General features: G+C 37.6%; 15 protein-coding genes. All 15 read right to left on the minus strand.

The genetic code is table 11. The annotated features are described in order from the left end of the window. Positions 1-91 precede the first annotated feature (91 nt). The 15 genes from ACY0M5_RS14360 to ACY0M5_RS14430 all read right to left on the minus strand — a co-directional run bounded on the left by ACY0M5_RS14360 (position 92) and on the right by ACY0M5_RS14430 (position 14120). A complete protein-coding gene (locus ACY0M5_RS14360; RefSeq protein ID WP_461629614.1) occupies positions 92-787 on the minus strand; it encodes a rubrerythrin family protein in 696 nt (231 codons plus the stop codon). Between the two features lie 99 nt (positions 788-886). Beyond that, on the minus strand, positions 887-2263 hold the full coding sequence (locus ACY0M5_RS14365) for a sensor histidine kinase (protein WP_461629615.1): 1377 nt from the start codon (positions 2261-2263) through the stop codon (positions 887-889). Next, on the minus strand, positions 2260-2937 hold the full coding sequence (locus ACY0M5_RS14370; RefSeq protein ID WP_124994458.1) for a response regulator transcription factor: 678 nt from the start codon (positions 2935-2937) through the stop codon (positions 2260-2262). The genes ACY0M5_RS14365 and ACY0M5_RS14370 overlap by 4 nt, the downstream gene beginning before the upstream one ends. 62 nt (positions 2938-2999) lie before the next feature. Next, positions 3000-3479, minus strand: coding sequence for a DUF2231 domain-containing protein (locus tag ACY0M5_RS14375; RefSeq protein ID WP_101311337.1), 480 nt, complete (start codon positions 3477-3479; stop codon positions 3000-3002). A gap of 229 nt (positions 3480-3708) precedes the next feature. Beyond that, positions 3709-4572: an SDR family oxidoreductase gene (locus ACY0M5_RS14380; protein WP_461629616.1), complete on the minus strand. Its 864-nt coding sequence runs from the start codon at positions 4570-4572 to the stop codon at positions 3709-3711. 54 nt (positions 4573-4626) lie between these two features. Then, complete coding sequence (locus tag ACY0M5_RS14385) at positions 4627-5208, minus strand: Crp/Fnr family transcriptional regulator (protein ID WP_124994460.1); 582 nt, start codon at positions 5206-5208, stop codon at positions 4627-4629. Positions 5209-5359: 151 nt separating this feature from the next. Further along, positions 5360-6400, minus strand: a complete 1041-nt coding sequence (locus ACY0M5_RS14390; protein ID WP_124994461.1) for a serine hydrolase domain-containing protein — start codon at positions 6398-6400, stop codon at positions 5360-5362. Positions 6401-6537: 137 nt separating this feature from the next. Then, entirely contained in the window at positions 6538-7566 is a 1029-nt protein-coding gene (locus tag ACY0M5_RS14395; protein WP_461629617.1) for a beta galactosidase jelly roll domain-containing protein, read from the minus strand. 68 nt (positions 7567-7634) lie between these two features. Continuing rightward, positions 7635-8702: a beta galactosidase jelly roll domain-containing protein gene (locus tag ACY0M5_RS14400; RefSeq protein ID WP_461629618.1), complete on the minus strand. Its 1068-nt coding sequence runs from the start codon at positions 8700-8702 to the stop codon at positions 7635-7637. A gap of 45 nt (positions 8703-8747) precedes the next feature. Continuing rightward, positions 8748-9116, minus strand: coding sequence for a hypothetical protein (locus tag ACY0M5_RS14405; RefSeq protein WP_156196634.1), 369 nt, complete (start codon positions 9114-9116; stop codon positions 8748-8750). 514 nt (positions 9117-9630) lie between these two features. Continuing rightward, entirely contained in the window at positions 9631-10317 is a 687-nt protein-coding gene (locus tag ACY0M5_RS14410; protein WP_461629619.1) for a response regulator transcription factor, read from the minus strand. Between the two features lie 117 nt (positions 10318-10434). Further along, positions 10435-11979, minus strand: coding sequence for a sensor histidine kinase (locus ACY0M5_RS14415; protein ID WP_156196633.1), 1545 nt, complete (start codon positions 11977-11979; stop codon positions 10435-10437). A gap of 128 nt (positions 11980-12107) precedes the next feature. After that, positions 12108-13181 (minus strand): ACR3 family arsenite efflux transporter, encoded by a 1074-nt coding sequence (arsB, locus tag ACY0M5_RS14420; RefSeq protein ID WP_461629620.1) that lies wholly within the window; start codon positions 13179-13181, stop codon positions 12108-12110. Then, positions 13165-13608: an arsenate reductase ArsC gene (locus ACY0M5_RS14425; protein WP_124994468.1), complete on the minus strand. Its 444-nt coding sequence runs from the start codon at positions 13606-13608 to the stop codon at positions 13165-13167. The genes arsB and ACY0M5_RS14425 overlap by 17 nt, the downstream gene beginning before the upstream one ends. A gap of 182 nt (positions 13609-13790) precedes the next feature. Beyond that, positions 13791-14120 (minus strand): ArsR/SmtB family transcription factor, encoded by a 330-nt coding sequence (locus ACY0M5_RS14430; protein WP_124994469.1) that lies wholly within the window; start codon positions 14118-14120, stop codon positions 13791-13793. Between the last annotated feature and the right edge of the window lie 294 nt (positions 14121-14414).

Genomic DNA, 14414 nt, shown 5'->3' on the forward strand with positions numbered 1-14414 from the left:
TTGATGTTAATTTGGTATAGAAATACAATTAGGTCCGGCAGAATACATTGATGCATTCTGCCGGACCTTGTTTCTGTGTTGCTGTATAAAATTATAAACTGTTTATTTTTATGAATTTTTCGGAACCGGTCATTGAAATACCGCAACGTTCAGAAGGTGTTTGGTCGTAGGTGTTTCCGCAGGTAGGACATATATAGTAAACATTGGGCAATTCGTTCACGGTGTTGTTATTAAGTGCGAGCAAAGCATTCCTGTACATTGTCTGATGTTTTTTCTCTACCTCGAAGGCGTAATTAAAACTTATTTGTGCCAATTGGGTTTTCGAGTTGGCCGCATCCTGCAAAAAATCAGGATACATGGTAGTCACCTCATACGATTCCCCCTCAATGGCATCCTGCAGATTCTCGCCGGTTGTTTTTACCGTAAATTCAGGTGTGATGTTTGGAACTGCTCCTCCTAATTCCACGATAACAGATTTATGATTATTGGCATGTACCTTTTCGGCCTTCGATGCAGCTGCAAACAGCAAAGCGATGTTATGATTTCCCTCCTGCTCCGCTTTTTTAGAATAAGCTGCATATTTGGCTGATGCCGTGGTTTCCCCTTTAAATGCATCCTGCAGATCTGCCATTGTTTTTGCCTTGGCTTCGTTAGGTGCTATCTGCTTTTCTTTACTTTCGGCAACTACGGGGTTTTGTAATTTTGCCTCTTTTTTGTTTCCTGTGTTACATGAACTGAGGATGCCGATCACTACGGCTAATGCTGATAAGGATAAAAGCTTTTTCATTTTTATTCTCTTTTTTGTTTTAATTAATAATATACAATGCAAATATGGCACGCATACCATTAAAGCTTCCTTTAGCCTTTCTTAAAATCAGCTTAAAAATTATCCATTAAAATGGAGATGAAATTGAGTTCCCCGGTTTATCTGACTGTCTGCCTGTATTTGTATTCCCTGAATACCGGCAAGCATTTTAACAATGTACAATCCCAATCCGGTACTTTGCACCAAAGTACTTCCGGGAACGTCTACCCGATAAAAACGATTAAAAATATGAGGCAAATGTTCCTGCGGAATGCCAGGTCCGTTGTCGCTAATCGATAAAATTCCGGTATCGGCCTGCCAGTTACAAACCAACTGCCCCTGTTTGTATCCGTATTTAACAGCATTGCTAACCAGATTCTCCATAATCATTTCAAGCAATCCAAAATCGGCTTGAACCACTGTATCCTCCGGAATATCCAATTTCAGAATCATCTGCTTGCTGTTCATCTGCAGGCGCCATCTGTTTTTAACGGCAAGCAGCATATCATACAGATTAACAGGCTTTTTAACAATTGAAAGATTTCCCGAATCCAACCGGGCTAAATAAAGCAACTGATTAATAATATGATTTATCGAATCAACTTCGTGAATTACCTGCCTCACTTTTTCCTCGTATTGCTGCGGTTCCCGGGTTTTGCGGATAAGTACTTCCAGAGTTCCTTTAATACTGGTAAGCGGCGTGCGCAGTTCGTGCGAAATATCTGCTGTAATCTGTTTCTCACGGCTGCGTCCGGTTTCAATTCGTTCCAACAGGGCATTAATAGTGGTCGTAAGATGGTAAATTTCGTCGTGATGAACCGGCAAAGGTAAACGTGGATCAATATTGTTGTAATTCATTTTTTCAGCGTAAGCAATCAACTGCTTAACAGGAGCTATACTTCGAGATGCCACCAGCGATGTTACCCCGTAAAAAAACAATAACATCAGCGGAAACGCAGCAAAAAAGGTATTCCGCAGATTGGTAAGAATTAATATGGAATCGACCTGGGAAATTCCAATATCGAGTTGTCCGATTATTTTACCACCTTCAGTTTTGATGGGAAATTGTCCCTGCCGGATCTTTTTCCCGTTAAACTCTACATTAAAAAACAGCTCCTCAGTCAGGGAATCGGCAAACTGCAACTTATCGTTCTCTAAATTCCGCGAATGAAAGATCACAGTTCCCCGGTCATCCACCATCTGTAAAAAAATGGGATCCACTTCTGCTCTATTGTGTTCCATCTCTTCCCACTCGGCATTCAGACTAAACACCAGAGAATCACCAACAGTGCTTATCTGCGAAAACAATTCCGCCCTTTCTTCCAGGATATTGCTATCGAGGTGCCGGTACGTAGTGATGTAAACCACGGCATACACCGCAGCGAATACCACCAACATGGTAATAGCTGCAGCAACGGTATTAAAAAGGGCTATGCGGTTTTTAAAATGCAGGTTCATGCTTCTTCATTTATCCGGTATCCAACTCCCCGAATGGTTTCAATAAACGATTCGCTGTTTTTATCATCGAGTTTTTTGCGGAGTGCATTGATGTACACATCAATTACCGAGGTATCATAATCGAAATGTATATCCCACACTTTCTCGATGATGCGGGTGCGCCGACTTACTTTCCCCTTGTTGCGCAGTAAAAACTCAAGCAGGGCAAATTCCTTTTGAGTCAGTTCCACATTTTCATCGGCTTTACTTACACGGTGCGAATCTACATCGAGAATGATCTCCTTGTATCGAAAGACCGAATTTTCTCCGCTTTTTCCGCGCATCAGTACCCGAATCCGCGCTAGTAATTCGTCAAAGGCAAAAGGTTTCCGAATGTAATCATTGGCCCCGGCTTCAAGCCCAAAAACAGCATCGTCGGTGGTATCACGCGCAGTAAGGAAAATAACCGGTACCACATGACTCTCTTTACGAATATTCCGGCATATTTCTATTCCGCTCATACCTGGCAGCATCCAATCAAGAATTATGGTATCATATTCTTCCAGATTATCCAGAGCTAACTGCAGACCTGTTTTTCCATTATCGGCCACATCAACAGCAAAACCCTCCTCTTCCAGCCCATCTTTAAGGAAATTGGAAATGGAGGTTTCGTCTTCGACTAATAAAATTCGCATATGTTTTGTTTAAGTATTACACATTATTCTTCATTTTCATCAAGCCGTTCTACCAAAATGGACTAATCATCCTCCTCATCGTTCTGTAAGGTATCAAAATTACCAATACCTAATTCGACACCTGCTGCATGTTTAAACACCAACTGACCGCCCAGATAACCTGTACGGGCAACACTACCGGCAGCTGCGAACAATAAAGTAAAAGCCAGAATTTTTAGCCAACGCATTTCATTTTTAATATAATAGAGAACAATTTTTACTCCCGCCGCTGCCATGGTTAACCATAGAGTAAAGGCTGCAGATTCTTCATGAGCCTCCAGTGCCCGTTGTAAAGAGCCTCCATCCATACCATCGCCGGCAGCATCGCCTGTAAGATAGGCTGCAACAGCCCCTAAACCTGCCAATACTATAATATAAAACGAAACCTGAAGATAAAATTGTTTCTTAAATATAAGTCCAATTAGTTCCGATACAAATGCCACCAATACCAAGGCAACCGGGAAATGAACAATCATTGCATGTAAATGTGTCGCTGTAAACATCGTTTCAGTTTTTAAAAGTTTATACAAATATTAGTACTTCCTCTTTTAAATTGGCTTAAGCAAAACTTAAAATCAGCTTAAAATTTCTGTTTAGAACCATACCATTGTCTGGTTAATTGGCCGGACAACGGCAGATTGCACAGTCGTCTTCCTTCCATCTGCAATGAAATCTGAACGAACTGCAAAAATTGACATTCAGCACTTTTCACACCATTCTTCACACAAAATGTCAGGCTAAGTTTTTATTTACCTGTTCGTTAAAAAAGTCTTTTAATTTGTGCTTCCCGTATTGTGGTGCCTGCATATCCATTCCCATTACTGTCATAAAAAATTCAATAGGCCCGTATGTTTTTGAGTTAGTAACTGCTCGAACAGCACAAAGAGCAAATTTTCTTATCCAATCTGAAAGATGGACGATTTTTACCGGCTTCGAATAAGCTTTCAGCGCCAATTCTGCAATTTCATTTTGTGAAAGTATATCGGGACCTCCAACATTAATTTCTTTTGTTGTCTGACTTATTGCACCCACCACTATTTTTGCTAAATCCTCACCGTGAATCGGATTTAGTTTTAGTTTCCCATTGCCAAAGAGATAAACCTTTCCTCCTTTTGCCATTTTTAAAAAATCCCCCATATCAGAGAAAAATCCGTTTGGTCTGATGATGCAAAAATCCAATCCCGAAGATTTCAAATAATCGCCTAATTTTTCTTTGGCTTCACAAATTTTTAAGTTCCTAAGCTTTTCTCCGTTTAAAACCGATATATAAATGAATTTTTTCACTCCGCTTTTTTTGGCTTCATCAATTAAGTTTGCATTTGCCTGGTAATCGACATCCATATAGGTAAGGCCATCTTTTTGACGGGTGATTCCAACAGCACTAATTACAATATCTATATCGCGGCAAATACCTTTTAGTGTTTCAGAATTAGTTATTTGAGCCTCAACTATTTTCAAATTATCATGCTCCAATTGAACTTTTGTCTTATCGCGAACAATAATACTTGTATCATATCCATCTGATACTAATTTTTTGGTTATGTATTGCCCCAAATAGCCTGTTGCTCCAGCTAATAATATTCTTTGCTTTTCCATAATTTATTTTTTTTCAAAAATATAGAATGAGCATTTTTTTGCTCTTGATGTTCGTCAAGAATTTCCTTTGGATAATACTCTTTTTTTTATCCTGCTTAACGTTTCAGGTGAAACGCCTAAAAAAGAAGCGATGTATTGCTGCGGAACACGTTGAAATAATTCCCCATTGGTCTCCAAAAGTTCAATATACCTTTCTTCTGCCGATTTTGTGACAAATGAAGCAATAATTCGTTGACAGACTATCAATTCATTTTCAGTGGCAATTCGGGCAATTAACTCAAATTTTGAAGATACTTCCAATAATTTTTCAATATTGGTTTTATCGAAAACATAAATCTCAGTTTTTTCTATTGCCTGATAATTTTCTCTTGCCGGAACATTGTATGTATAACTCTCTCCTGCACAAATAAATTGACCATCGGTGTAAAAGAAAGCAGTCCGGTCTTTCCCATCAACATTATAAAATAAACGAACACAGCCTTTGGTTACAAAGTATATTTCATTTGCTATTTTTCCTTCGCTAAAAATTATTTCGTTTTTCTCAAAATGTCTCTTTTTTACGAAAAGCAGCATGTTTTCTTTTTCATACTCACTTAACTTGGCGTAGTCTTCAATATGTCTGATTAAATATTCCATTAACTGTTCGTATCTGCTAAAATTTTGCCTAAGGGTAAATTGAATACTGCGTTGCTGATTGCACGGCACTTTTCTTTCACATTACGAAAAAAACAAAGCCGACTGCTGCCGTTGAATTTACAACTGTTTCGATTATTGTTTCGATATATTATTACGAGCTTTTTTTACTTCTCACTATTTTTACAATACGATTGTATACAATTTCCGCTAAATTCCAGTCGTATCCATCAAAGTTGGTTGTATTATTAAATTGAATGACAACTGTATCAATGTCTTTGTGGTATTTGGCAATACTCTGATAGCCAACAAGCAGACCTGTATGTTCGTACACGTAAATAGAAGAATAAATTTCCTGTTCCCCTTCATTAAACACTGAACCATCATTTAAAGCTCTTAAGAATTTACCCACATCCTCTGCTGTTGCCAGCATTAAACCTGTATATTCTGTTTTTAGATCCTCTTCAACTCCAACATAATAGCCACTCATCACATCATCTATATCCACATCATGAAGCGAACCGAAGGTATTGTTGAGTTTGAGAGGAATCAAAATTTCCTCCTTGATATATTGCTGATGACTATAACCAAGCACTTTATCAATAAGATCCTCAATCAACATATAGTTGGTATTTGAATAGCCATAATCTTCACCTGGTTCAAAGTCTGCGGGTAAGTCCAGTGCGTATTCAAGTGTTTCCTGTCTGTTTTTGGGCGGTTTTTTCCAATAATCAGGATGGTCTATAAAATTGGGAATGCCACTTCGATGCTGCACCATCATTCTCAAGGTAATTTTATCAGCATTTTCAATTCTTCCCGCAAGTTCCGGAAAGTAATCAGCGAGTGTTTTATCCAAGGACAAACGTCCGTCTTTGACTAATTTAGCAACAGCAACAGCGATGTATAGCTTGGTAATGCTGGCAATTTTGAATAATGCCTGCGGGCAGGCAGGAATTTTGTTTTTTCGGTCATGCCAGCCTGCGGCATAAAATTCCGGTGGCTTCCCGGCTTGATCTACATAAACAATCATTCCATCAAATCCATGATCAATGGCTTCATTTACTTGTTCCTGAACCGTATCAGGCAGTGGCAAAATCCAAGCCTTTACCAAAATCCATGGTACGAACCACAAAGAGGATATGCTTGCAAGAATAAATGCTATTCTGAGTATTCGTTTTATTTGTTTCTTCGCCATAATATCATATTTTTCAGAACGATGCACTTCATATCATTTATCTGTTGTTATTCGTTACTAATTCCACATAAATGACTTTTGATTTTTACAGGAGATCTTTCACTTCTTCAAGCGTAAATTCTAATTAAAGGTGATAATTAGTTTCGTCTTCTTCTGCTGTTCCAGTAATTGATGTAATGATCTTGTGAAATTAAGCCAATGGAACCGGTATAGATTCCGCCTCCCTGTGTGGCGTCGTAAACACGCACAACAATTCTGTTTGCTCCTTTTTTAATCAGATTTACAGGCAGATAATAACCTCTTAACTGCTTATAAGTATTTGAATAATGCTGCACCGTTGAAGGATCAAATTCACCGGATTGGCCAACCAACACTCCATTTACAATTACCTGATCAAGATCATCAATTTTACCCAAAACAAGAACCATTCTCTCTGCCAAAAACTTATCATTGGCATTAAAATCGAGAACGTAACAGGCATATCCATCGTAATTTTTATAGCCCTGATTCTCCCAAAATCCGGGAACAATAATATCATCCCAATTGGATGCATTTTGCAGATCTTCATGCGCATAACGCCCCGTTTTAAACTTCCATTTGCCTTGTAAATCAATATCAACGGGTATTGCATCGCGATCTACTACAACAGAGATATCACCACGAACAATGCCTCCTTCTCCTACATCATCGTAAACACGAACAGCTATTACATTATTACCTCGCAAAACGGCCGAAGGAATATTGTACATCCGGTTCGAATTGTAAGCGGTAGAATAACGGGGAGGAAAACTGCCCGATTGTCCGATTCGTATTCCATTCACAAAAACTTCATCCACATCATCAATATTTCCCAATTTAAGAAACAGACTCTGACCTTTTAGCGATGCCGAATAGCTAAAACCGGTTCTGTACCATGCAAATCCATCGTAACCATGAAATCCCTGATTCTCCCATGCCGAGGGAACATCAACCCGTTCCCAGTTGGAATCATCATAATTAGGATCTGCCCATTTCGGATTGTCTCCAATTGAGAATTCCCAACGACCGTTTAAGTCAACCACTTTCTGATAATCCTGTGCTATAATCTCATTGTTAAATACACAAACAACCATCATTACAAACAGAAACTTCATCCATTGAATTATATGCTCACCCATTCTATTCATATTTTCTTTATTTGCACTATTTACAAAGCAGTTTAGGCTATTGTACAGCCCCAAAATTATTGCAGTAATTAATCAAACCAATAATCAAAAAACTTCTCCAGATTCGATCGGTTGTTCTTGTGTTCTCTTTTTACCATTTCCTCAGCCAGTTCGATATCGGTAATCCCGATTGGCCCCCGATAAATTCCACCTGGTCCGGTATAATCTTTAACCATCACCTCTATTACGTTTACACCACTACTTTTCAGTAAGCTCTTTGGTATTTCGTAGGCCCGAAAAGTGCTGTGGTACGAATTATCATGCCAATTACTACCTCTTTTGTACCCCATCCATTTGATTCTCTCTCCATTCAGCCACACTACATCCTCATCGTCAATCACTCCCAAGATCAATGCTTTTCCTGAAGTGCTCCTATCTGATGGATAGTTGAATTCTTTAGTATATTTGGCTTTCCCGTCTAAATCATTATAACCTCGGGCTTCCCAAAATCCGGGAACAAATATTTTTCCTTTTCGATAAGTTACACACTTTAAATTTCCTTGATCAACAGAGTTTCCGCATTCAAAATCCCAGTAGCCCGTTAGGTCTATATCCATTCTCTCCTGATCTTTATCTATAAAAATACCAACTGGTCCTTGTGTGATTCCTCCATTGTGAATTCCATCATAAACCCGCACTGCAATTACGTTAGTGCCTCCTTTACGAAGCAAATTTGTTGGCACAGGATACATTCTTGGAATATTGTATGCCGTTTTCATTCTTGGCGGAAAATTACCCGATGCGCCTATTAGCTTCCCGTTCAGGTACACCTCATCCACATCATCAATATAACCCATGTATAAATAAAGGTACTCTCGGTTAAAGGCCTCCCTTATTTGAAAACTTTTACGATACCAGGCAAAACCATTGTAATCTTCATAGCCATTATCCTCCCAGCTATTGGGAACAAATACATTTTTCCAATCGGAATCATTGTAATCAGGGATGGCTCTTGCAGGGTCATCCCCAATTGAAAATTTCCAGTTCCCTTCCAGGTTCACCAAACTTTTCAGATTCTCGGATTGTATCGTACCCACTTGAAAAATCAAAAACAGAAGTAGAATACATCCTTTCAAAATTTGGCTTTTATAGATCATACTATTCATTTCTTATCTCCTCTAATTTATACAAACACTTCCGGTCTACCATCTCAGCATTTTAAATTTAACCTTAAGGGCTAATTCTTCACCAACCAGACCGGGAATCGCCTTAATTCTTGAATCCTCCATTGTTTTGCGAACGGCTTTTTTCAGTTCTTCATTAAAACCAATTACTTTACTCACCACAACCTTATTGTTTTCATTTATTGTGCAACGCAAAACTATTAATTCAGATTCTCCAGGGTCGATTACATCTGCAAAATTTGTTTGTGACACTGATTTATGGATTTTATCCAGTAAAATACTTTTCTCTTTCTCTATTTTTTGTTTATCGGGAGTTGTTGCCATTCCCAAATTTGCAGCTAACAGTAAACATACCAATGCGAAAAATGCTGTTCTTATTGTTTTCATCATCCTAATTTTTAAGTTACCAATCGTTTTAGTTTTTAAAAGAGAATGGAGTCGTACGCCCACCATTCCATCTATCTTAACTTTCTATTGGTAAAATTAGGCTGCTGAAAAATCATTTATGTCACCCCCGGGTTATAAGATGTCATCAATTGTCATCAGTTGTGTTTTAAGATGATAAAGCTATCTAATAGTTCTATTTACCGACCTTTTGCCATTACAAAACTACTCCTAAATTCTCTAAAGGGGATTTTTATTTTCAGCTTTTTATTTTCACAAAACCCGAGCTAAAGAACGCGGCAATAGGTATTTACAATTCCTATTAAATTAAGGTACGCTGTACCTTCTTTATTAATTTCATTTCTTCTACAAAGACTACGCAACTCTGTTGCTTGATTTACAAAACTTGTTCCCCTTTTACTTTTACAAACACCGAGCTAAAGCACAGTGCAATAAATATTCCTTTTGCCTTTCGACTTTTCAAGACCTTTTGACTTTTCCAGACTGTTCGACTTTCCTAAACCACCAGACGATAGCCAACACCGTGCACGGTTAGTATTATTTTTGCATGATTTGGATCCTGCTCAATCTTATGCCTTAGCTTCAATATAAAATTATCAATGGTTCGGGATGTTGGCTGATAATCCGTTCCCCAGATATGATCCAAAAGATCATCACGACTAACAATTGTATTCTTGTTGTCCCACAAATAGTTTAATATCTCAACTTCTTTGTGCGACATTTTCACTTCCTGCTGATCGACAAATCCTTCGAAAGAAGAAAAATTGATTGATAATTTTCCGATTTCAACTGAATTATTAGCTTTGCTTTCTGTCCTGTTTTCGGTACGCCTTAACACTGCACGTATTCGCGCCAACAATTCGCGCAAGCTAAATGGTTTGGTTATGTAATCATCAGCGCCAAACTCCAATCCTAAAACTTTATCGATCTCCTCGCCTCTTGCTGTCAGCAGAATTATTGGAGTCGCAATTCCTTTTTTTCGGACTTGTTTACAAATATCAAATCCAGAAATTTTTGGAAGCATTACATCCAAAAGCACCAGAGAGTATTCATTTCCTAAGATTTTATCCAGTCCAATTTCGCCATCATCGGCAACATCAACCTGATATCCCTCAAACTCCATATTATCTTTCAATCCCATTAACATGCCGGGCTCGTCTTCCACAATTAATATTGGTTTCATCTGTTTATAATTTTAAGTTTTTGTCAGATGAAACTTACCATATAATCATCTCTCTGTGTGTAGAAAGCTTTATACATGGACGTTTCATGTGTTTACAATTACAAATCTTTCATTTTTCTATCTCAGAGGAAAACTTAGCGTGAAACAAGTTCCACCCTCTTTTGAACTCTGAACCGTTATCTGCCCGTTGTGAGCATCCATTATGTGCTTTACAATGCTCAATCCGATTCCCGAGCCTTTTACCTTATTGGCCAAATCACCCGAGCTCACTCTATAGAATTTATCGAAAATCAAGGGCTGATCTTTTTTCGAAATCCCTATTCCAAAATCGATCACATTTATATAGGCAAACTCCAAGTCGGTATGGCATTTAATCTCAATCCTCCTGGTCTCGCCACAGTATTTTACAGCATTATCAATCAAGTTGATAATTGCTTCGGAAACGGCTTCTTTGTCAATAATTAGCTTTGGTAACTCATCGAAAGCTTCAAATTTAATTTCAAAGCCCTTTTTATGCAGGTGCTGTCCGTAATTTTCGAGAATTGTTTCTATTTCGTCATTAATATCCGCTTCCTTAAAATGATATTCCCGTTTACCGCTTTCAATTTTACTGAAATTGAGGATATTATTCACCATGTTCGATAAACGGTTGGCCTCGGTGTTAATCACCTTATAGTATTCCTTCTTTTTTTCTTCAGATGGCAGACGTCCCATTTCCAAGGTCTCCGAATACATATTTATCAGTGCCAACGGCGTTCTTATTTCGTGCGATACATTAGATATAAAGTCCGATTTCAATTGGGTCAGCTTCATTTGTTGTCGGATGTTCCGATAAACTAACCAGGCGCCCAACAAAAGAATCAGATCCATCACAATCAGCATAATTATATTGGTATTTGTTCTTTCTCGCACTAAATCCTCAATGGTATTTCCTTTCATCTGAATGCCCAAATCGTAAGCCGGAAACAGCCAAATCTGTCTGCGTTGCTGAATATTCTTTTCACCTTCATCGAAAACAACATTGGAATAAATTTCAGTATTCAACTTTTTATCAATCACCGAAATAAAAAACTGATCTTGCGCAATTCCCTGAATTTTAGGCCCCAGATTTTCTTTAATAAACTTCTCGGTATCAACAAGCAGTAAAAGCGTTTCCACGGATAAAGAATCAACAGTTCTTGCAAACGCAAACAGACTTTTTCCTTTCCTGTTAAAGTCCAGAACACCTATTTTCTGATAACCGCTCTTAATGTATTCTTGTAATCTTTCAATATTGCCCGCATTATTGGTAAAAGCATTTTCCAGATTCCTTTTGAGAATCGTGATGCTGTCTTCAGGAATTTTTTCTTTCGCGAAGAGTTGATGTTTTAAAGAATCGATCAGAAAAAAAGCATCTATCGAATAATTTTTAGACACCAATAATTTTATTTCTGTTTCGACACCATATTTTCCTTTATCAAGCTGATTGGCCCAACCACTGATCACATCATCGGAATACTGATTGACAGAAAACAGAATGGACTCTAACTGACTGGAATAGACAGAATCAATAACTGCCTCATTTTGATTGATGTTACTGATCTCGTATGCAGAGAAAAACAAGGAAGGCAAAACCAATATAAGGGTAAGGAGTATGCCTATTTTCAATCCAGGTTTAATCATATAATTGTTTTTTTGCATTTCAAATATAAGGAATATTACCGATTGTATTCAATATGATTAAAGCATAAAAAAAGTCACGGTTCCATACGAGCCGTGACTTTTTTTTATTGATAAGATTTTGTTAATTATTAATTATCAGCACACTTAACAACATCTATTTTCCCTTTAAAGTACTTGTCTTTTAATCTCAGCGAAACATTTACCAAGGCGATCAATACCGGCACCTCAACCAGTGGCCCAATAACTGCGGCAAATGCAACACCCGAATTGATACCAAAAACGGCAATGGCTACTGCGATGGCCAATTCAAAATTGTTACTGGCTGCTGTAAAAGATAAACTGGCTGTTTTGGCATATCCTGCTTTAAATTTCTTTCCCATAAAGAAGGAAATTACGAACATGATCACAAAATAAATGACCAAAGGAATCGCGATTCGAACCACATCAAATGGCAACTGAACAATGTATTCTCCTTTTAACGAGAACATCACAAAAATGGTAAACAGCAAGGCAAATAAGGTAAGAGGGCTTATTTTAGGTATAAATTTCTTCTGATACCAATCCTTGCCTTTTGCTTTAATTCCGAAGTATCGGGTAATCATTCCGGCGAAAAATGGAATTCCCAGATAAATCATTACGCTTTCTGCGATATCTCCCATGGAAACATCAACTACAGAACTTTGTAAGCCAAAATATCCGGGCAGCACAGTGATGAATACATAGGCATAAGCAGAGAAAAACAATACCTGAAAGATGCTGTTAAAAGCTACTAAACCGGCGGCATATTCAGGATCTCCTTTTGCCAAATCATTCCAAACAATTACCATCGCAATACATCTGGCCAAACCAATCATAATTAATCCTGTCATGTATTCCGGATAATCCTGAAGAAAAATAATAGCCAAAGCAAACATCAAAGTGGGTCCCAAGATCCAATTCTGTACTAAAGAGAGAATCAATATCTTCCGGTTTTTGAAAACATCCTTTAGTTCTTCATATTTTACTTTTGCAAGTGGTGGATACATCATGATCACCAATCCGATGGCAATTGGAACATTCGTGGTTCCAACCGATAATTTGTTCCAAAATCCAGACATGGCAGGAAAAAAATACCCCATTCCAACACCAATTGCCATCGCCGCAAATATCCATACGGTAAGGTATCTGTCTAAAAACGATAATTTTTTATTTAAAGCTCCCATGTTTTATTTTTTTTAGGATGTATTCCTCATTAAATTTTGCGAAATCCCTGCGGATTTCATCACGTACTCTTCTAAATACATTGAAAATTTCTTCTTCAGTTCCCTCGGCATAAGCCGGATCGTCGAATCCAATGTGTAACCGGGTTCCTACTGGTCCAGTAAATGCAGGACAAGCATCTTTTGCTCCACCACACACTGAGATTAAAAAATCAACTCCATCTTTCAAAAATTCATCCACCATTTTTGGGCGAAATGAGCTAATATCAACTCCAATTTCAGCCATAGCTTTCACTGCCAAAGGATGTACCCGATCTGCAATTTTAGTACCTGCCGAAACAACCTCCAATTCAGGGTTAATTTCACGTAAAATTGCTTCACCCATTTGGCTTCTGCATGAATTTCCGGTACACAAAACCAATACTTTCATATGCTTATAATTTGTTTTTTAATTGTCATATGCAACTTCCAAGTTACGCTCACTCTCCTGCGAGCAACTCTTTTATAAGGTCGTTTCATATTTCTTAATTAGATATGAGATGCGAAAGCTTAGATATGAGTGTATCTCAGTATTCTGTCTGCTCTTTTCCCATTCTGATTTATATTACTTATTTATGAACAATTCTTTTCTTCTTCAGGAGTTATTTCCTCCAAAAGATCACCAAATAATTGCTTCATTTTTTCAATCCCTTTTTTGTTCAAACAATACTTGATTTTTAAGCCTTCTACTTCTCCCTTTATTAAACCGGCATGTTTTAAGTCTTTTAAATGCTGAGAAACAGTAGTTCTGCTCAGCGGTAGAAAGTCAGAAATATCACCTGAGATACAAGTTGGTGTTGCAGCTAAAAACTGCAGAATTGCAATTCGTGCCGGATGTGACATTACTTTTGCAATTGCAGCTATTTCTTGTTGGCCTTTTTCGAATAAATCTAATTTCCTCATAGTTTTAACAAATATCAATCCTCCTTATTTCTAATGACGCAAACATACGACATAGACTTACAAATAAAAAATTAATGAAAAAAAATTAATGTTTTAATAACATTAAAAGCTGAAAAGATGCGGAATGGATCTCAACTCAAAGCGGAATGGATCTCAATTCAAAATTGAACACTTCATATTAGTGCGATATTCAATTTTAAAACAGATGACTATTTATGCCTATATCCATGTGAAAATATAAACCAATATTGTATGCTGATTTTTAAATTATGCGTTCTCTTATTTTCAAGTCAA

This window comes from Labilibaculum euxinicum, assembly GCF_963678175.1.
GTDB classification, from domain to species: domain Bacteria; phylum Bacteroidota; class Bacteroidia; order Bacteroidales; family Marinifilaceae; genus Labilibaculum; species Labilibaculum euxinus.